Genomic DNA, 19,265 nt, shown 5'->3' with positions numbered 1-19,265 from the left:
ACTCGACAGGCCATAACGGGACACACCGATCACGATGGAGATGTCCACGCGAGCCTCAGGAGGCATCCATGTCCTTGGACGCGCAGGCCCGGACGGGGGATCCCCGTCAGGAGCACGTGCCCGGGAACGTCCTCGTGTCGATCGGCGCGCTGCTGCTCGGCATGCTGCTCGCCGCCCTCGACCAGACGATCGTGTCGACGGCGCTGCCCACGATCGTCAGCGAGCTGGGCGGCCTGGAGCACCTCTCCTGGGTGGTCACGGCGTATCTGCTCGCGTCGACCGCCGCGACTCCGCTGTGGGGCAAGCTGGGCGACCAGTACGGACGCAAGAGGCTGTTCCAGATCGCGATCGTGATCTTCCTGATCGGCTCGGCGCTGTGCGGGATGGCGCAGAACATGCCGCAGCTCATCGGTTTCCGCGCCCTCCAGGGGCTGGGCGGCGGCGGGCTGATGGTGCTGTCGATGGCGATCGTCGGCGACATCGTCCCGCCGCGTGAACGCGGTCGCTACCAGGGCCTGTTCGGCGCGGTCTTCGGCGCGACGAGCGTCCTCGGCCCCCTTTTGGGCGGTCTGTTCACCGAGCATCTGAGCTGGCGCTGGGTCTTCTACGTCAACCTGCCGATCGGGGTCGTCGCGCTCGCCGTCATCGCGGCCGTCCTGCGCATCCCCCGCAAGTCGACGAAGCACGCCATCGACTACCTCGGCACCCTCCTCATCGCCACGGTCGCCACCTGCCTGGTGCTGGTGGCCTCCCTGGGCGGCACCACCTGGGGCTGGGGCTCGCCCCAGATCGTCGGACTCGCCGTACTGGGCGTGGTCCTGGCCTTCGCGTTCCTGGGCGTGGAACGCAGGGCCGCCGAACCCGTGCTGCCGCTGAAGCTGTTCCGCATCCGCACCTTCACGCTGTCCGCCGTGATCAGCTTCATCGTCGGCTTCGCGATGTTCGGCGCGATGACCTATCTGCCGACCTTCCTCCAGGTGGTCCAGGGCGTCTCGCCGACCCTGTCCGGTGTGCACATGCTGCCGATGGTGGCCGGTCTGCTGCTGGCGTCCACGGCGTCCGGGCAGGTCGTCAGCCGCACCGGCCGCTGGAAGGTGTTCCCGGTCACCGGCACCGCGGTGACGGCCATCGGCCTGCTCCTGCTGCACCGACTCGACGAACACAGCTCCACGGCCGTGATGAGCGCGTTCTTCTTCGTCTTCGGTTTGGGTCTCGGCCTGGTGATGCAGGTCCTGGTCCTCATCGTGCAGAACGCCGTCTCCTACGAGGACCTCGGCGTCGCCACCTCCGGCGCGACCTTCTTCCGCTCCATCGGCGCCTCCTTCGGCGTCGCCGTCTTCGGCACGGTCTTCACCCACCGCCTCGACGACAAGCTCGCGGACGCCTTCCGGGGCGTCGACCTCCCGCCGGCCGTCTCCCTCGACGCGCTGAAAGCCGACCCGCGTGTCATCGGCGACCTGCCCGCCGCACTGCGCCCACCGGTCCTGCACGCCTACGCCTCGTCCATCACGGACGTCTTCCTGTACGCCGCCCCGGTCGCCGTCCTCGGTTTCCTCCTCGCCTGGTTCCTGAAGGAGGACCCGCTGCGCGGCTCGGTCACCGCGCCGGACGGGACCGAGACGCTGGCCAGCAACCCCGTCCAGCGCTCGTCGTACGACGAGGTGTGCCGGGCCCTGTCCCTCCTCGGCACCCGCGAGGGCCGCCGCGAGATCTACCGGACGATCACCGACCGGGCCGGCTACGATCTGCTGCCCGCCACCAGCTGGATGCTGCTGCGGATGAAACGGTACGGCAGCGTCGAGCCGGCCATGCTCGCCGAGCGCGGGCCCGTCCCCCTGCCGGTGATCCTGGAGGCCGCCCGGCAGATCGAGGAACGTCGGCTCGCCGTGCGCGAGGGCATCGACCTGGTCCCGACCGACGAGGGCAGGGAGGTCGCCGAACACCTCTCGCGGGCCCGCGAGGAGTCGCTGGCCGAACTGCTCGGCGACTGGTGGGGCCCGGACCGTCCCACCGACCTGACCCAGCTGGTGAAGGAACTCAACGACGAACTGTGCGGCTCCGAGCGGGAACAGCCGCACGACGAACGCTCGGTGACCCGGCTCAGCTGAGGCCCGCCGCGGCGGTCGGGTCCCCGCCGGTCAGGGCCTTGGCGAACCAGTGCTCGGCGTAGGGGTCGTCGTTGTGCGGAGCGCCTTCCCGGTAGCCGAGGCGGGCGTACAGGGCGCGGGCCTCGACGAGGTCGCCGCGGGTGTCGAGGACCATCCGCCCGGCGCCCAGTGCGCGGGCGGCCTCCTCGGCGGCCCGGACGAGCAGCGGTCCGCCGCCTCTGCCGCGCGCCGCCGGCCGCACGAACACCCGCGTCAACTCGGCCGTCGACGCGTCCAGCAGCCGTACCCCCGCGCTGCCGGCCGGCTCGCCGCCGTACCAGGCGACGAGCAGCCGCCCGGTCGGCGGAGCCAGGTCGGCCCCGGTGCGGGCGCCGATCTCCCGCTCCAGCTCGGCGGGATCGGTCCGCCGCCCCTCGTGCAGCAGATACCAGCGGTCGCTGACCTCGGTGTAGTACTCCCGCCACAGCGCCGCGGCGACAGGGGACTGCACGGGTTCCGGGGCGATGATCCAGGTCATGCCGGTCATTCTCGGCAGGCGCCCTGCGGGGCGCGCAACCGGATAAGCGGGGCACAGGATACGACGCCGACGGCCGTTTGTCCGCCGCTGTCCGGGCAACCCGCAACTGTGAACCGGCCCGTGGGGCCGACACACCGGAAGGCAACCATGTCCACAGGCGTGATCATCGCGTTGATCGTGATCGTGGCGGCCGTCATCGCCGTCGCGGCCGTGTTGGCAGCACGGGCCCGAGGGTCGTCACACGGAGGACGTGGCCTGAAGCGCCGCTTCGGGCCCGAGTACGACCGGGCCGTGGCCCGGCACGGCGGGGACGTCAAGGCGGCCGAGCGGGAACTCGGCGCCCTCGTGGAGCGGCACGGCGGGCTGAAGGAGCGGCCGCTGGAGCCCGCGGAGCGCGAGCGGTTCGAGGCCCGCTGGGCGGCCGCGCAGGAGCGTTTCGTCGACTCCCCCCGTGAGGCGGTCGCCGAGGCGGACCGGATACTCGCCGACGTGGCGGGCGCCCGCGGCTACCCGGACGGGAGCCAGTACGACGAGCAGGTCGCCGCGCTCGCCGTGCACCACGCCCACCACGTGCAGGGTTACCGTCACGTGCACCACGTCACCCGCTTCCACCAGGACGGCGGCGCACGGGGCGGGGAGGCCCCCGGCACGGAGGATCTGCGGACCGCCATGGTCGAGGCCCGCGCCCTCTTCGACGACCTGGTGGGCGAGGGGCACCACCGGGCGCTGACGGCCCGGTCCACGGAGGACCGTCGGGACGCCACGCGCCACGAGGGCCGCTCCGGGTTCCACCTGCCGGGCGTCCACCGGCACCAGACCAAGGAGGGGTGAACAGGCATGTCCGAGGTGACATCCGGCGGAGAGTTCCGCCGCACGGCACAGGAACGGGACCAGGACCAGGAACGGCCTCGTGTCGTACCGCTGGGGGAGAGCCAGGGGCAGGGCCCGGGGGCGCCGGCACAGAGCCCGGCGACCGGCCCCGCCGCGCCGACCACCGACCCGGTCGTCGACCCGGTCACCGGCGGCCGGGACCCGCACCCCCGCCCCGCCGCCGCACCCGGTGACCCGTCGGCCGGAGCCGTCGAGGACAGCGGCGGCATCGGCGCCTCCCAGGACTCCGGCCTCTCCCAGGACTCCGGCGCGGCTCACGGCACCCGTGGCGCCGCCGAAGGCTCCCCACTGCTCCCGCACGACGAGTGCGACAAGCTCTCCTCGCGGATGCGGCACGCGGTCGCCGGTTTCGTGGACCGGCCCCGCGACTCGGTCGAGGAGGCCGACCAGGTCCTGGAGGACCTCGCCACCCGCTTCACCGACGCCGTGAACAGCCGCCGCCGTACGCTGCGCGGCTCCTGGCAGCTCTCGGACGGCAAGAACGCGGCGGGCACGACCGCCGACACCGAGCAGCTCCGCCTGGCCCTGCGGGACTACCGCGAGCTGACGGAACGCCTCCTGCATCTTTAGGTCTCTCTAGCTGTCCCCAGCCGCCGCCCGGCGCTCCCGCCACCGCCGTACGACCTCTTCGACGTCGTACGGCTTCATACCCAGCGGGGGGCCGGGCGGCGGCTTGAACATCATGTCGCGGAGCTTGACGTTGACGTCCGTGATGATCTTCCGGGCGATCCGCTCCGAGGGCGCCGCGTACGCCGCGGCGAGCGCGTCCTCCGCCTCCTTGCGCAGGGCCAGCGCGGGAGGCAGGACCGAGAGCCCCTCGCGCGCCATCTTGCGCCTGATCCACCACAGTTCGTCGTAGGAACTCTCCAGCTCCGGGTCCAACGGCCTGCCGACACCCGGAAGTTGCTCGAACTCGCCACGCCGCTCGGCGTCCTGGATCTGTTTGTCGACCCAGGACTCGAACGGGACACCGGGTGGCTTTCGCTCGGTCATGGGTCCATTGTGCCGGACGCGGCGGGGCCGGGCGATTTAGTATGCGGCGGCTGTGCACGCACAGCTCGGACGCTGTCAGGCAGACATCTCTCGAGGAGCGCATGTGCTCGAACTCACCATGGCCACCGTCTCCGGGACGGAAGAGGGTGTCACGGCCGGCATGCTCATGGCCGACGCGCCCAGCGAGCCGGGCGCCGTGCTGCGGGTGGGCCGGGACAAGTCGGTGTGCCGCCTCGCCACTCCCGAGGAGTGGCTGTTCGTCTCCCGCGTCCACCTGGAGTTCCTGTGCGGCCCCGAGGGGGTCTGGCAGGTCAGCTGGTTGCGCGGCTCCCAGCCGGACCCGTCCTCGGAGGTCCGGCTGGTGGTCGGCGAATACGCCCAGACCATCGCCTACGGCGGGACCGTGCGGCTTCCTCGGGGCGGCAACGGCGAGATCGTCGTCGTGGACCGCACCGGCCCGCGCAGCGTCAACGTGGGCTTTTATCACGAGGCGTGACGTCCGGTGCCCCGGCCGTCATGCCCCGCCGGTCCGGGGCGGGACGGCCGGGCGCCGCCCGGCACGCCCCGGCGGTGGGGGTCACGCCAGCACGCGCGCCAACGCGAAGCCGTCGTACCCCTTGGCGCCGACCGTCTGGATCGCCGTACCGCTCAACCTCGGGTGCGCCCCGATGAGTTCGATGGCGGCACGGGTGCCCCGAACGTCCCCCGCGCCGCTGTCCGCGTCCACCACCCGGCCGTCCCGTACGACGTTGTCGACGATGATCAGGCTGCCGGTGCGGGTGAGCCGCAGCGCCCACTCCAGGTAGTGGGCGTTGTTGACCTTGTCGGCGTCGATGAAGACCAGGTCGAAGGGCGGCGGGTTCTCGTCCGCCAGCAGCGGCAGCGAGTCCAGGGCCGCGCCCACCCGCACCTCGACCTGTCTGTCGAGGCCCGCGCGCGCGATGTTGCGGAGGGCGACCTCCGCGTGCTTCGGGCTGTACTCCAGCGAGACCAGCCGGCCGTCGGCCGGGAGCGCCCGGGCCAGCCAGATGGTGCTGTAGCCGGCGAGGGTGCCGATCTCCAGGATGTTGCGGGCGCCCTGGATCTCCGCGAGGAGCTGGAGCAGCTTGCCCTGGTTCGCCGTGACGTTCACCGCGGGCAGCCCGGCCGCGTCGCTGTCGCGCAGCGCGGCCTCGGTCACCTCGTCGTCCGGGGCGAGGTGGGTGGTGAAGTAGGCGTCGACGGTGTCCCAGATGTGCGACTCGCTCATGCGCTCTGCCTCTCGGTTTGCCGACGTGACTCGTCATGGATACCAACTGGTCCCAGTCTGTCGCGTCCGTTGATCACCGTCCCGGTCCGCGACGGCGCGCCCGAAGTCCCCGTTCCGTCGCGCCGGTCGAGCGCGCCGGTCGAGTCCGGGCCGTGGCCGGCCTCGGCCCCCGCGAACCGACGCCCCGTCCGGAGCACTATCGTCTTTCGGACAAAAGGAGAACGGACGTCAGGTCAAGGCGGGGTTGCCTGCGTCTCTGTCCGAGGGCACCGCGAGCCTCATAGGGTTTGTGGAGGAACACCCCACGAGGGAACGCGTGGGACCTACGGGGCGGGAGGCCTACGAGGCGTGGCGAATGCGGAGCAGAGCGGACGACCGGCGGAACCCTTCGGCGCGACCAGGGGTGACACGGCGAGAGCGCGCCTGCGCGTGGCGCGCCTCGGCCTCTGGCTGGTGGCGGCGGTCCTCGCCGTCCGGCAGGTGGCCGTCGTCCTGGGCACCCCGCGCGGGGAGCGCCTGACGGACCTGGAGACCTGGGTCGGACCGAACGGCGTCCTGCACGTCAACGGTTCGCTCTACGACTCCACGCGCTTCACCGGCACCCCGTTCGGCGGACTCGTCCTCAAGCCCTTCACCCGGGCGGCCGAACAGGCCCTCGGCTGGGGCTGGACCTTCGGCACGCTGCTGCTGGTCGCCGCGCTCGGCCTGGTCTTCGCGCGAGCCCTGCCGCAACCGGTGAGCAGACGCACCTCGCTGCTGGCCGCGCCCGTCGCCATCAGTCTGCTGATGCTGTCCCTCCCCGTCCGCAACACCCTCTGGCTCGGCCAGACCAGCATCATCCCCGTCCTGCTCGTCCTGCTCGGCTGCTTCGTCGTACGGGGGCGGCACGCGGGCGGCGCGCTGATCGGCCTGGCGGCGGCCCTCCAGCCGACCGTCCTGCTGTTCGCCCCGCTGCTGTGGTTCACCGGCCGGCGCCGGGCCGCCGCGAGCGCGGGCGCGTCCTTCCTGGCCTGCACCCTGCTCGCCTGGGCGGCGATGCCGCACGACTCGTACACCTACTGGGTCCACCACATGGCGGGCGTGGGGCTCGGTGGCAAGGCGGACGCCCTCGGCAACCAGTCCCTGCACGGCGCCCTGCTGCGCCTCGGGCTGTCCGGCCCGCTGGAGATCGCGCTGTTCCTGACGCTGGGCGCGGTCGTGGCCGTCCTCGGCGTCCGCCGGGCGGTGCGCTACGCCCGCGACGGCCAGCTGCTGCTGGCGGTGTCGATCACCGGCTGTGCCGCCATCGCGGTGTCCCCGACGACCTGGCAGCATCAGCTCCTGTGGGTGCTGCCGGCGGTGGTCGGCCGGGTCGGCAGGCGCGCCTCGGACCGTTACGTCTGGCCGGTCGCCGTCGTCCTGGTGATGACGCTCCCGGCGAAGATGATGCTGCCGGACATGGCGGTCCTTCACCCCCTGCGCGACAACGTCGTCCTCCTCGCCGCGCTGGCCGCCGCGACCGTCGTCCCCTTCCTGTCGCGCACCTCCCCGTACTACCGCACCCCGATCCCGACTCGGTACGCCGCACCCGTCCCGGCCCGCTGGAGGCGCGTCCCGCTGCTGCCGGTGTTGCGCCGGGTCCTCACCCGGCCGAACCTCCTGCTGGAGCTGCTGCTCATCCGCGTCACCTACGCGGCCTACCAGCAGGTCCGGCTCGCGGCGACGGGTGGCACCATCTCGGGGGGACGGGAGCGGGCCGAGGCCCACGGCCGCGAGATCCTCGACATCGAGCGCTTCCTGCACATCGACATCGAGCACTGGGCCAACCACGCGGTCGTGGAGGTCGGCTGGCTCCGCGACTTCTTCGACTTCTACTACACGTCGTTCCACTTCGTGGTCCCGCTGTCGGTGCTGGGCATCCTCTACTGGCGCCGCCCCGTGGACTACCGCTGGGCCCGCTCCTCCCTCGGCTTCGCGACCCTGCTCGCGCTGGTCGGCTTCTGGCTCTATCCGCTGGCGCCGCCGCGCCTGATGCCCGGCCTGGGCATCGTCGACACGGTCCACGGCGTACAGGACTTCTCCCAGCCCGACTACGGCACGCTGACGTCCCTGACCAACCAGTACGCGGCGATGCCCTCCCTGCACTTCGGCTGGTCCCTGTGGTGCGGCCTGGCGATCGCGATCGTCGCCACGAGATGGTGGATGAAGGCCCTGGGCCTCCTGCACCCCCTCTTCACGGTCTCCGCGATCGTGGCCACCGGCAACCACTGGGTCCTCGACGCGGCGGGCGGCGCGGCCGTCGTCCTCGCGGGCTTCGGGCTGGCGTACGTGTTGCAGGGGCCGCGGGCGGGTTCGGCGGCGGCCACCTCCTCGAAGGACGGCCACCGCCCGGTGGAACCCGAGAAGGAACGGACCGCCAGCGCCTGACGGGGCCGGCGCCCGCTCACCTCGGCGAGTGGGCGGCCGCCCGCCCTCGCGGGCAACCGTTCGGCGGGTCGCCCCAGTAGGTGGGAGGCGGCGCCCGCACGCCGTCGTCCGTCCGGGTGAGGACGAGGCCCGGCAGTACGAACCCGACAGCGCGAAGGAGCGACGTCACCCCGCTACCGCCGCACCGGACGCCTGGCCGAGGCCCGGCACGGTACCCACCTGCCGCGACAGGCGGCCCGGCACGACGAGCAGCGCCGCCCGCCGCCGGTGGACTACAGCCGCTGAATGATCGTGCCGGTCGCCAGTGCGCCCCCCGCGCACATCGCGATGAGCGCGAACTCCTTGTCCGTGCGCTCCAGTTCGTGAAGTGCCGTCGTGATCAGGCGGGCGCCCGTCGCTCCCACCGGGTGGCCGAGGGCGATTCCGCCGCCGTTCACGTTGACCTTGTCCAGGTTCTGGTCGAAGACCTTCGCCCAGCTCAACACCACGGACGCGAAGGCCTCGTTGATCTCGACCAGGTCGATGTCGTCCAGTGACATGCCCGCCTTGCCGAGCACGGCCCGCGTCGCGTCTATGGGGCCGTCGAGGTGGAAGTGGGGATCCGCGCCGACCAGCGCCTGGGCCACGATCCTCGCCCGCGGCTTCAGTTTCAGGGCCTTCGCCATCTTCTTCGACGCCCACATGATCGCCGCCGCGCCGTCGCTGATCTGGGACGAGTTGCCCGCCGTGTGGATGGCCGTCGGCATCACCGGCTTCAGGCCGGACAAGGCATCCATCGAGGTGTCCCGCAGGCCCTCGTCACGGTCGACCAGGCGCCACATGCCCTGGCCCGCCGCCTGTTCGTCCTCCGTCGTCGGGACCTGGACGGCGAAGGTCTCCTTCTTGAAGCGTTCCTCCGACCAGGCCGCCGCCGCCCTCTCCTGGGAGAGCAGGCCCAGCTCGTCGACGTCCTCCCGGCCGAGGCCTCGGTGGCGCGCGATGCGTTCCGCCGCCTCGAACTGGTTCGGCAGATCAACGTTCCACTCGTCCGGGAACGGCTTTCCCGGACCGTGCTTGGAGCCCGAGCCGAGGGGGACCCTCGACATCGCCTCGACCCCGCAGCTGATGCCCACGTCGATGACGCCGGCCGCGATCATGTTCGCCGTCAGGTGGGACGCCTGCTGCGACGAGCCGCACTGGCAGTCGACCGTCGTCGCCGCCGTCTCGTACGGCAGGCCCACGGTCAGCCAGGCCGTGCGCGCGGGGTTCATGGACTGTTCGCCGGCGTGGGTCACCGTGCCGCCGACGATCTGCTCCACGGCGTCGGCCGGGATGCCGGTGCGGCCGAGGAGCTCTCGGTAGGTCTCGCCGAGGAGGTAGGCGGGATGCAGGTTGGCGAGCGCGCCGCCGCGCTTGCCGATGGGGGTGCGGACTGCTTCCACGATCACGGGTTCGGCGGCCATGGGTGCGGATCCTCTCGGGGGGCGGCTCTCCTCCGGACGTACGGCCTTACAGAACTAGAACACGTACTAGTTCTGGTGTGCAGTCTGGTGACGTGACGTACGTCATCGCAAGGGTCTTGCAGCCTTCAGGTGCCTGAACTACCTTCGCCGAAACCTGTTTCTGATGAACCGTCAGAAAAGCTGCCCTCTGGCTGGAGCTGCCCATGCCCTGTCCGGCGCTTCCCGACGGGTTCGACTTCACCGACCCCGACCTGCTGCAACACCGTGTGCCACTGCCGGAGTTCGCCGAGCTTCGGCTGGCCGAACCGGTCCGCTGGATCCCGCAGTCGGGGAACGTGGCCGGCTTCGAGGACGAGGGCTACTGGGCGGTGACCCGGCATGCCGACGTCCGGTACGTCTCCACCCGCCCCGAGATCTTCTCCTCCACCCTCAACACCGCGATCATCCGCTTCAACGAGCACATCGCGCGCGACTCCATCGACGCACAGCGGCTCATCCTGCTGAACATGGACCCGCCGGAGCACACGCGGGTGCGGCAGATCGTGCAGCGGGGGTTCACCCCCCGGTCCATCCGGGCGCTGGAGCAGCGGCTCCGGGAGCGGGCCACCGCCATCGTCGCCGGGGCCCGCGCGATCGACGGGCCCTTCGACTTCGTCACGTCGGTCGCCTGCGAGCTGCCCCTCCAGGCCATCGCCGAGCTGATCGGCATCCCGCAGGACGACCGGACCAAGATCTTCGACTGGTCCAACAAGATGATCGCCTACGACGACCCCGAGTACGCCGTCACCGAGGAGGTCGGCGCGCGGTCCGCCGCCGAGATCATCGCGTACGCGATGAGCATGGCCACCGAGCGGAAGCGGTGCCCGGCCCGCGACATCGTCTCGACGCTCGTCGCCGCCGAGAACGAGGGCAACCTCAACTCCGACGAGTTCGGGTTCTTCGTGCTGATGCTGGCCGTGGCCGGCAACGAGACCACCCGGAACGCCATCACCCACGGCATGCACGCCTTCCTCACCCACCCGGACCAGTGGGAGTTGTACAAGCGGGAGCGGCCCGCCACCGCCGCCGAGGAGATCGTGCGCTGGGCCACACCCGTGACCGCCTTCCAGCGGACCGCCACGCAGGACACGGAGCTGGGCGGGAAGGCGATCAGGAAGGGGGACCGGGTCGGCCTGTTCTACGCCTCCGCCAACCACGACCCCGAGGTGTTCGACCGGGCCGACGACTTCGACGTCACCCGGGACCCCAATCCGCACCTCGGCTTCGGCGGCGGCGGGCCGCACTTCTGCCTGGGCAAGTCCCTCGCCGTCCTGGAGATCGACCTCATCTTCGCCGCCCTCGCCGACGCGATGCCGCGGCTGCGGCTCGTCGAGGACCCGCGCCGGCTGCGGTCCGCCTGGATCAACGGCGTGAAGGAATTGCGGGTCAGCGCCGGGGACTGACGAAGGCGCCACGGGAAACCGCGCCGGAAAAAGGCGTGAGGCGGCGGCCCCCGGGGATCGGGGGGCCGCCGCCTCACGCGTACGGGGTCGGCGTGGCTCAGTACCAGCCGTTGGCCTGCCAGAAGGACCAGGCGCCGGCCGGGCTGCCGTAGCGGGAGTTCATGTAGTCCAGACCCCACTCGATCTGGGTCTTGGGGTTGGTCTTCCAGTCGGAGCCGGCCGAGGCCATCTTGTTGCCCGGCAGGGCCTGGACCAGGCCGTAGGCGCCGGACGAGGAGTTGGTGGCGTCGACGTCCCAGCCGCTCTCATGCTCCACGATCTTGCTGAACGCGTTGAACTGCGCGGCGTCCGGGATCATCTTGTGCGCGATCGCCTTGGCCTGGGAGGCGGAGGTCACGGTCGAGGCCTGGGCGGGAGCCGCGGACAGCGCCATTCCGGCGGTCGCGGCGGCCAGGGCGGCGGCGGTGAGGGCCTTCTTCGGGGAAGCGATGCGGCGGATGACGGAGACGGGCACGGAGAACCTTTTTTCTTCGGGGACAGGTGCGTCGCGGTGCATGCCGGAGTCACGCGGTGCGTGACCGCGCCGCGTTGGTCTGCGGCGGGGGCACATGCGTCGGCGCCGGGGCCCGAGGGCTCGTCGGCGCCGTGCGACGTCATCCAGAGAAGCAGGCCGGGGAGGGGTCCGCAATGACCCCTTTTACTAGTCGTGGCCGCATGCGGGGTGAAGATCCCTTGTGTGACCTGGCTCTCAACGCGCAGGTCAGAGGGCGAATCTGCATGGACATGCCGTCCAATATGCCCCACTATGGTAGATCGTAGGTGACGTGGGTCATGTGGGGCGCTTCACCGGTCAACGGTCCTCGAACGTGACCGCGGTCTCGAAGGCCGCGCGCCGGGTGGCTCTGCGTAGCGCCCTGAGCACGGCCGGACCCAGCGCCAGGGTCAGGACGACGGTGACCACGGCCCGGCCCAGATCCCAGCCCAGGGAGGTGGCCGCGCAGTACGCGAGGAAGCGGGCCAGGTTCTCCGGTACGGCCGCGTCCGGGTCGAAGGAGACGCGCGAGGCCAGCTCGCCGAGGAACGGCCAGCCCGCCATGTTCATCGCCGTGCCGTAGGCGAAGGCGGCCAGGAAGCCGTAGACCGCGAGCAGCACCAGCTCGGCCCGGCCGCGCAGCCGGTCCGGGCCCGGCAGCAGGCCCGCGCCCATCGTGAACCAGCCCATCGACAGCATCTGGAACGGCATCCACGGCCCCACCCCGCCCGTGAGCAGGGCGGACGCGAACATGGTGACCGCACCCAGGACGAAGCCGAAGCCGGGGCCGAGGACCCGGCCGCTGAGCACCATCAGGAAGAACATCGGCTCGATGCCCGCCGTCCCGGCCCCGATCGGGCGCAGGGCCGCTCCGGTCGCCGCCAGCACCCCGAGCATCGCGACCGCCTTCGCGCCGAGCCCCGACTCCGAGATCGTCGCCGTCACCACCGCGACCAGCAGCACCAGCAGCCCCGCGAACAGCCAGGGGGCGTCCTGCGCGTGCGCGTTCAGCGCGGATGCGGGCGGCGCCAGGAACGGCCAGGCGAAGGCGACCACCCCGACCGCGCTGACAAGCCCGAGCGCGGTGACGGAACGGGGTCCGAGGCGGACGGCTCGCGCCTGCCGGGCCGGCCCGGCACCCCGCCGGGGGGCCGGGCTCATCGCAGCGCCTCCCTCACCTGCGCGACGGTCAGCCACTTCTGCGGGGCCAGGATCTTCGTCACCTGCGGGGCGAAGGACGGGGAGGAGACGATCACCTCGGCCGTCGGTCCGTCCGCGATCACCTCGCCCTCGGCGAGCAGGACGACGCGGTGGGCCAGCTCCGCCGCCAGCTCCACGTCGTGCGTGGCCAGCACGATCGCGTGCCCGGCGGCGGCCAGCTCACGCACCCTGCCGACCAGGCGGGTCTTCGCCGCGTAGTCCAGACCGCGGGTCGGCTCGTCGAGCAGGAGCAGCGGGGGCCGCGCGGCCAGGACGATCGCCAGCGCCAGAGACAGACGCTGGCCCTCGGACAGGTCGCGGGGGTGGGTGTCGTCGGCGATGCCCGGGAGCAGGTCGCCGACCAGGGCGCGGCAGGTGCCGGGGGCGGCCTGGGCGTCCCGGTCGGCGGCCGCGCACTCGGCGGCGACCGTGTCGGCGTACAGCAGGTCGCGGGGTTCCTGCGGGACGAGGCCGACGTGGCGGACCAGGTCGCGGGGCGCGGTGCGGTGGGGAAGTGCGCCGCCCACGCGGACCGTGCCGGAGGACGGTTCGACCAGTCCCACGAGGGCGTTGAGCAGGGTGGACTTTCCGGCGCCGTTGCGGCCCATGAGGGCGATGGTCTCGCCGGGGGACACGGTGAGATCGACGTCGCGCAGCGCCTGGACCCGAGCGCGGCGTACGGAGAGGGAACGGACCTCCGCCGGGGCCGCGGGCGCGGCCGGAGCGGATGTGGCGCGCCGGCGCAGACGGGGAAGCGCCGAGCGCGGCAGCGGTGGCTCGACGGCCGCGGGCGGGGTGGCCTCCGGCTCCCGCCCGGCCAGCCGTCCGCGCAGGTCACCCGTCCGGCGCCGGGCGTCGCGGACCGTCAGCGGCAGGGGGGACCAGCCCGCGAGCCTGCCCAGATCCACCACCGGCGGACACACCGGCGACACGGCCATGATCTCGGCCGGGGTGCCCAGCACCGGGGCCGCGCCGGGCGCGGCCAGGAGGGCGACCTGGTCGGCGTACTGGAGGACGCGTTCCAGACGGTGTTCCGCGAGCAGGACGGTCGTGCCCAGGTCGTGGACGAGGCGGAGGAGCACCGCGAGGACCTCCTCGGCGGCGGCCGGGTCGAGCGCGGAGGTCGGCTCGTCCAGGACGAGGACGTGAGGGTGCGGGGTGAGGACCGAGCCGATCGCGACGCGCTGCCGCTGGCCCCCGGACAGCGTGGCGATCGGACGGTCGCGCAGACCGGCCAGACCGAGCAGGTCGAGGGTCTCCTCGACGCGACGGCGCATCACCGCCGGAGGCAGGCCCAACGACTCCATGCCGTACGCGAGTTCCTCCTCCACGGTGTCCGTCACGAAGTGCGACAGCGGGTCCTGGCCCACCGTCCCCACCACGTCGGCGAGTTCACGCGGCTTGTGGGTGCGGGTGTCTCGGCCGGCGACCGTCACCCGGCCGCGCAGGGTGCCGCCCGTGAAGTGCGGGACGAGACCGCCGACCGTGCCGAGCAGCGTCGACTTGCCGACGCCGGACGGACCGGCGAGCAGCACCAGTTCGCCCTCCGGGATCTCGAAGTCGACGCCCTGGACGGTGGCTTCGGAGCAACCGTCGTACGTCACGGAGACGTTCTCGAAGCGGATCACGACGACGGCTCCTTCGGAAGCGGGGCGGCGAACAGGGCGGGCAGGAGACCGACGAGCACGGCCGCGGCGGGCCAGAGGGGAAGCGCCGGCGCGGTCAGGGGGATCACACCGGGGTGCAGGGCGGCCGGGTCGGCGGAGGCGGCGAGCGTCAGCAGCGTGGCCACCACGATCCCCGAGCCGGCGACCAGACAGGCGCGCGGCGTCCAGCGGTCCGGACGGTAGCGGGTGCGGGGCGAGCGGCGCCCGCCCAGCCGGAGACCGGCGAGCGCGGCGGCGGCCCCCGCGAGGAGCACCGGCAGCCCGTACGTGCCTCCCGCCGCGGTGAGCAGGCCGTACGTCCCCGCGCAGACGCCGAGCAGGCCGCCCAGGGTGAGGGCGGCCGTCGTACGGCGGACACGGGCGGGGACGTCGGCGGTACGGCCGTACCCGCGGGCGTCCATGGCGGCGGCGAGGGCGACGGAGCGTTCCAGGGCGCCCTCCAGGACCGGCAGCGCCACCTGGAACAGCCCGCGCAGACCCCGGTCCGGGCGGCCGCGCAGTCTGCGGGCGGCCCGCAGGCGCTGGACGTCGGCGATGAGATGCGGCGCGAACGTGAGCGCCACGACGACGGCTACCCCGGCCTCGTACAGGGCGCCGGGCAGGGACTTCAGCAGCCGGGAGGGGCTCGCCAGCGCGTTCGCGGCGCCGACGCAGACGAGGAGGGTGGCCAGCCGCAGACCGTCGTACAGCGCGAAGACGACACCCTCGGCGGTGACTCTGCCGCCCAGGCGGACGCCCTGGGCCCAGTCGGGGAGCGGGACTTCGGGGAGCGTCACGATCACGTGGGTGCCGGGGACCGGGGAGCCGAGGACCACGACGAAGAAGAGGCGGACGAGGAGGACGGCGAGGGCCAGGTGGAGGAAGGCGGAGTAGGAGCGGGACCAGGGGGTGTGGGGGCGGCAGGTGAGGACGACGTAGGCGGAGGTGGTGAGGAGGAGGGCGAGCAGGAGGGGGTTGGTGGTGCGGGTCGCGGCCGTGCCGAGGCCGAGGGCCCACAGCCACCAGGCGCCGGGGTGGAGCCGGGGGACGGGCGTGTTCGCCCGTGCCGGCCGGGCGCCGCTCCTGCCGGGGCGGGAGCCCTCAGACATTCCTGCGCCGCCGGGCCTGCCACACCGCCGCCGCTGCCAGGGCGGCTGTCAGCGCACCGCCCGCGTAGACACCCACGGACGGGCCGCCGTCGTCCGCGGGGGACGCCGGGGAGGCCGGGGACGCCGAGGGCTCCGACGCGGTCCGGTCCTTCTGGCCCTTGTCCGTCGTCACCTGCTCGCCGCAGCCCGTCCTCGGGTAGCCCGCGATTGCGCACAGGAGCGCGTTCGGGTCGTAGCGCAGGGGCTTGGCGGCCGAGGCGAGGGCCTCGGCCGTCGTCGCGTCGTCCGGGACGCGGGCGCAGGCCGTGCGGGCGGCGGGCGGGGTCTCGCCGGACGGGGCGTCCGCCGGGGTGCCGAAGTCGACGACCAGGGCGACCCGCTTCATGCCGTCCCGCGCCGGGGTTCGCGCGCAGATCGCCTCGAACGAGGCCGCGCCGCGCGGTCGCGACGCGTCCCGCGAGTCCTCGCTCACCGCGAAACGGAAGCCCTGGACGGCGCCGTCGGAGGGGCGGGCGGTGGACGGGCCCTCGGTGGCGTAGACCCAGCGGTCGCCGTCACGGTCCCAGAACGACCAGTACCGGTAACCGGCGGCCTGGGCCGGGCCGGTGCCGGCCAGACCCAGGAACAGCGCGGCGACGAGCGGGGCGGCGAGGCGGCGTATCACGGCTGCCGCTTCCTGCGGCCGCTGATCAGGAAGCCGATGCCGATGCCGGCGACCAGGAAGACGCCGACGGTCCACCAGAGGCCGAAGCCGTCCTCGGAGTCCTTCTCGTCGGAGTCGTCCCGCTGGAGGCCGCCGGTCGCCCTCTCGGCCGGCTGCGGCGCCGGGCCCGTCGCGTTCAGGGCGGCGACCAGGTTAGTGCCGCCGAACGCGCGCGGGTCCGTACCCGTCGCGTGGGCGGCGAAGACCAGCTGGGCGAAGGCGGCGGGGCCACTCCGCTTCGCCCAGGCCGCGGCGTTGCGCTGGAGCCAGGTGAGGGGCTTGCGCGCCTGCTCGGCGCCGCCCTGCGCGGCCAGCGCGACCACGGCGTCGGCGGTGTTGCCGTAGTCCGGCTGGTTCTCCGCGCCGGGAAGTACCGAGATCAGGTACCCGTCCTTGGCGACGGCCTTCGCCAGGTAGGCGGCGCCGTTGGCGGCGGCCTGCCGCGGGCCCGGATAGCCGCCGTCGGCGCACACGGCGGTGGCCGCCTTCTTCCCGGCCCCGGCCGCGAGGCCCTCGCCGAGCGCGCCGAGGACACCCGCCGCCGTCGCGTCCGCGTTCGCCGACAGCGTGCCCCGCTTGTCGGGCTGGTAGGCGAAGGCGCCACCGGCGTCACAGGGCAGCGCGAGCTTGACCAGGGCGTCGTACGGCGACTGGCCACCCTTCACGACCTCCGCCGGCTTCTCCCCGGCCGCCGCCAGCGCGCCGACGACGACGGACGTCGAGTTGGTGTCGCTGGGTCCCCCAGGGGCGTATCCCCAGCCGCCGTCCGCGTTCTGCGCGGACTTCAGCCAGCCCACGGCCTTCTTGGCCGCGGCCTCGTGGCCACCGAGGGCCGCGAGGGCCTGGACGGCCGCGGCCGTGCTGTTGGTGTCGACCATCAGCTTGGCGTCGCAGGGTTCGGCCGGGTCGGCGCGGAACGCGGCGAAGGCGCCGTTCGCGCACTGCTGACCGGTCAGCCAGGCCACGGCCTTCCCCGCCGGCTTCACCCCGACGGTGTCCTGGGCGAGCAGCGCGAGCGACTGGCGCCAGACGCCGTCGTACGTCGGGTCGGTGCTGCCGTACAGACCGGAGGGGATCGCCACGGACGGAGTCGGCGACGGGGACGCGGCCACGGCGGGCGTGGCGGCGCCGATCACTGCGGTGGCGGCCAGGACCGCGGCGGTGCGGCGGACGTTCATGATCGGCGGGTGCCTCTCCCTGTCAGGGAGCCGGACAGCACGGGACACCCCGGCGGCTCGGCTCCGCATACCTCGACGGTGCCGTGCGGCGGCGGCGCCGACGCACGTGAGCCGGTCACGTCCCGTCCGGGGCAGTCCGGCTGGCCATGACGGTGACGGTGCATGGCTCACGGTTGCGGGTCAGCGCCGGAATTGCACCGGCTTTCCCCCGTACGGGTGTGATGACGACCGGGCCACTGTACTCGGCCGTAGGAAGCGTCCTGCGGGCAGGCCGGGAGCGAGGGTGGGTTCGGGCCGGAGGGCGACGGGCAGAGCGTGCCGGGCCGCCTGCTCGGCTCGGGGCGGACGGACGAGACGTGCACGTGGCCCCCGCGGGACGAGGACTCCGCCCGCGTCATGCTCGTCCGGGTCGGCCTCGACCCGGCCGACGCCGGCGGCGGAGGACCTCCGGGAACGCTGTCACAGGAGACAGCCTGAGCCAGACTCCCCGCCCCTTCGGGAGGAGAGGATTCACACCGTCACGTACGTCACCGGATCGCTCCCCGCCACCGCCTCCACGTGCCCCAGTTTCACCAGGCGCCGCAGATGCGCCTCGGCCTCCGAGACGGCGATGTTCCGTGAGCCGTACGGGATCTGCTCCCACGGCCGGTTCCACACCATGCGCTCGGCGAGCTGCCAGGGGGTGAGCGGCTCGGCCAGCAACTCCCGCAGGCCGGTCAGGCGGTCCTCGTGGTGCGCGAGCAACTCCCGTACACGCGAGGGCGCGTCGGTGAAGGCGTACTGGTGGGCGGGAAGGACCTCGGCCACGGCGAGGCGGCCGACGCGTTCGAGGGAGGCGAGGTAGTCGCCGAGGGGATCGATGGCCTTCCCCGGGCCCGCCTTCGCTCGCGCCGGGGGACTCCCGCCGTCGTCGGGGTCCTCGTACAGGCCGATGTGCGGGGTGATCTCGGGCAGCAGGTGATCGCCGGAGAACAGCCGTCCGTGACCGGGCAGTCGGTGCGGGTGGTCCTCCTCCAGGTGGAGGCAGACGTGGCCGGGGGTGTGACCCGGCGTCCAGATCGCGCGCAGGCGGCGGCCGGGCAGGTCGAGGAGTTCACCCGGCTCGATCTCGCGGTCGGGGAGGGCGGGAAAGAGGCCGGGGAGGGTACGACGGGGGTCCCTGCCGCCCGAGCGGGGGCGGGAGCGGGGGAGGCCGGTGCGCAGGGGTGCCACATGCTCCTCGGGCGCGCCCGCGGCCACCAGCTTGTCCGTCATGTACGCGTACCAGCGACCGGGCCGGGTCGCTCGGGTCCGCCGCACGATCGCGCCGTCCGCCGCGTGCATCGCGATCCAGGCTCCCGAGGCCTCGCGCACCGCGCCCGACAGGCCGTGGTGGTCGGGGTGGTGATGGGTGACGACGACGCCGTACAGCTCGGTGACGGACGTACCGCAGGCACTCAGTCCGGAGGTCAGGGCGTCCCAGGAGGCCGGGTCGTCCCAGCCGGTGTCGACGACGACCGGCCCGCGGTCGGTGTCGACGACGTACACCAGGGTGTGCCCGAGAGGGTTGTCCGGGATGGGCACGCGCAGCGAGCGCACGCCTCCGCCGTGGTCGTACGTCGCCGGGGGCACGGGGTCCCCGTCCAGGCTGCTCGTCATGCGCCCTCCGTCCCACGGCCATTGCTCACTATAACGAGAACTGGTTTCAATGGGTGCCCAAGTCGACTGACGCTGAAGGGAGTTGGGCTGACCTGCGCTGATGTGGGCGCTGCCTGTCGTCGCTTGTCGGCGTTGGTCACTGCCGGACGGCCCGGGGACGGCCCAGCTCTCGCAGCGGTGCTCCTGATGGAGACGCCGACTTCTCCACGCG

The 19,265-nt window shown here is 72.8% G+C and carries 17 protein-coding genes; 6 read left to right on the top strand and 11 right to left on the bottom strand.

Translation table 11 applies throughout. From position 1 onward, the window contains the following. Positions 1-68: 68 nt before the first annotated feature. Positions 69-2,108 carry a DHA2 family efflux MFS transporter permease subunit gene (locus ACZ5Y0_RS00880; protein WP_469126504.1) on the top strand — a complete coding sequence of 680 codons (2,040 nt, stop codon included), beginning with the start codon at positions 69-71 and terminating at the stop codon, positions 2,106-2,108. Here ACZ5Y0_RS00880 and ACZ5Y0_RS00875 read toward each other — a convergent pair. Next, on the bottom strand, positions 2,101-2,625 hold the full coding sequence (locus ACZ5Y0_RS00875; protein ID WP_469126503.1) for a GNAT family N-acetyltransferase: 525 nt from the start codon (positions 2,623-2,625) through the stop codon (positions 2,101-2,103). The two genes, ACZ5Y0_RS00880 and ACZ5Y0_RS00875, sit on opposite strands and share 8 nt — an antisense overlap. Positions 2,626-2,772: 147 nt before the next feature. On the opposite strand from ACZ5Y0_RS00875, the gene ACZ5Y0_RS00870 reads away from it, so the two are divergent. Both ACZ5Y0_RS00870 and ACZ5Y0_RS00865 read left to right on the top strand, forming a co-directional pair. Further along, positions 2,773-3,456: a hypothetical protein gene (locus ACZ5Y0_RS00870; protein WP_469126502.1), complete on the top strand. Its 684-nt coding sequence runs from the start codon at positions 2,773-2,775 to the stop codon at positions 3,454-3,456. Positions 3,457-3,462: 6 nt separating this feature from the next. Next, entirely contained in the window at positions 3,463-4,086 is a 624-nt protein-coding gene (locus ACZ5Y0_RS00865) for a hypothetical protein (RefSeq protein WP_469126501.1), read from the top strand. A 6-nt stretch (positions 4,087-4,092) separates the two neighbouring features. Here the strand turns inward: ACZ5Y0_RS00865 and ACZ5Y0_RS00860 are convergent, their stop codons facing one another. Next, a complete protein-coding gene (locus ACZ5Y0_RS00860) occupies positions 4,093-4,509 on the bottom strand; it encodes a DnaJ family domain-containing protein (protein ID WP_469126500.1) in 417 nt (138 codons plus the stop codon). 103 nt (positions 4,510-4,612) lie between these two features. Here ACZ5Y0_RS00860 and ACZ5Y0_RS00855 point away from each other — a divergent pair, with 103 nt between their 5' ends. Next, a complete protein-coding gene (locus tag ACZ5Y0_RS00855; protein WP_469126499.1) occupies positions 4,613-5,005 on the top strand; it encodes a hypothetical protein in 393 nt (130 codons plus the stop codon). Positions 5,006-5,086: 81 nt separating this feature from the next. Here ACZ5Y0_RS00855 and ACZ5Y0_RS00850 read toward each other — a convergent pair whose 3' ends face one another. Continuing rightward, positions 5,087-5,758, bottom strand: a complete 672-nt coding sequence (locus tag ACZ5Y0_RS00850) for an O-methyltransferase (protein WP_469126498.1) — start codon at positions 5,756-5,758, stop codon at positions 5,087-5,089. A gap of 348 nt (positions 5,759-6,106) precedes the next feature. Here ACZ5Y0_RS00850 and ACZ5Y0_RS00845 point away from each other — a divergent pair, with 348 nt between their 5' ends. Beyond that, entirely contained in the window at positions 6,107-8,164 is a 2,058-nt protein-coding gene (locus ACZ5Y0_RS00845; RefSeq protein ID WP_469126497.1) for a bifunctional glycosyltransferase 87/phosphatase PAP2 family protein, read from the top strand. A gap of 272 nt (positions 8,165-8,436) precedes the next feature. On the opposite strand, the gene ACZ5Y0_RS00840 is transcribed toward ACZ5Y0_RS00845, so the two are convergent. Further along, a complete protein-coding gene (locus tag ACZ5Y0_RS00840) occupies positions 8,437-9,606 on the bottom strand; it encodes a steroid 3-ketoacyl-CoA thiolase (protein WP_469126496.1) in 1,170 nt (389 codons plus the stop codon). Between the two features lie 203 nt (positions 9,607-9,809). Between ACZ5Y0_RS00840 and ACZ5Y0_RS00835 the strand changes: the two genes are divergently transcribed. Beyond that, positions 9,810-11,048, top strand: coding sequence for a cytochrome P450 (locus ACZ5Y0_RS00835; RefSeq protein ID WP_469126495.1), 1,239 nt, complete (start codon positions 9,810-9,812; stop codon positions 11,046-11,048). Positions 11,049-11,145: 97 nt separating this feature from the next. Here the strand turns inward: ACZ5Y0_RS00835 and ACZ5Y0_RS00830 are convergent, their stop codons facing one another. The 7 genes from ACZ5Y0_RS00830 to ACZ5Y0_RS00800 form a co-directional block, all read right to left on the bottom strand. Beyond that, positions 11,146-11,562 (bottom strand): aggregation-promoting factor C-terminal-like domain-containing protein, encoded by a 417-nt coding sequence (locus ACZ5Y0_RS00830; protein WP_469126494.1) that lies wholly within the window; start codon positions 11,560-11,562, stop codon positions 11,146-11,148. A gap of 336 nt (positions 11,563-11,898) precedes the next feature. Then, the gene (locus tag ACZ5Y0_RS00825; protein ID WP_469126493.1) at positions 11,899-12,741 is read right to left on the bottom strand and encodes an ECF transporter S component; all 843 of its coding nucleotides are present in this window, start codon (positions 12,739-12,741) and stop codon (positions 11,899-11,901) included. Continuing rightward, positions 12,738-14,408 (bottom strand): ABC transporter ATP-binding protein, encoded by a 1,671-nt coding sequence (locus ACZ5Y0_RS00820; protein WP_469126492.1) that lies wholly within the window; start codon positions 14,406-14,408, stop codon positions 12,738-12,740. Before ACZ5Y0_RS00820 ends, ACZ5Y0_RS00825 begins: the two co-directional genes overlap by 4 nt. Then, positions 14,405-15,535 (bottom strand): CbiQ family ECF transporter T component, encoded by a 1,131-nt coding sequence (locus ACZ5Y0_RS00815; RefSeq protein ID WP_469126491.1) that lies wholly within the window; start codon positions 15,533-15,535, stop codon positions 14,405-14,407. Before ACZ5Y0_RS00815 ends, ACZ5Y0_RS00820 begins: the two co-directional genes overlap by 4 nt. Further along, positions 15,528-16,199, bottom strand: a complete 672-nt coding sequence (locus ACZ5Y0_RS00810; protein ID WP_469126490.1) for an SCO2322 family protein — start codon at positions 16,197-16,199, stop codon at positions 15,528-15,530. Before ACZ5Y0_RS00810 ends, ACZ5Y0_RS00815 begins: the two co-directional genes overlap by 8 nt. Further along, positions 16,196-17,416, bottom strand: coding sequence for a prenyltransferase/squalene oxidase repeat-containing protein (locus ACZ5Y0_RS00805; RefSeq protein WP_469126489.1), 1,221 nt, complete (start codon positions 17,414-17,416; stop codon positions 16,196-16,198). Before ACZ5Y0_RS00805 ends, ACZ5Y0_RS00810 begins: the two co-directional genes overlap by 4 nt. Before the next feature lie 510 nt (positions 17,417-17,926). Further along, positions 17,927-19,054, bottom strand: a complete 1,128-nt coding sequence (locus tag ACZ5Y0_RS00800; protein ID WP_469126488.1) for an MBL fold metallo-hydrolase — start codon at positions 19,052-19,054, stop codon at positions 17,927-17,929. Between the last annotated feature and the right edge of the window lie 211 nt (positions 19,055-19,265).

Source organism: Streptomyces sp. NPDC033216 (assembly GCF_055577115.1).
Note: the sequence above shows the minus strand (reverse complement) of the source record. Positions and strands in the feature narration are given on the sequence as shown.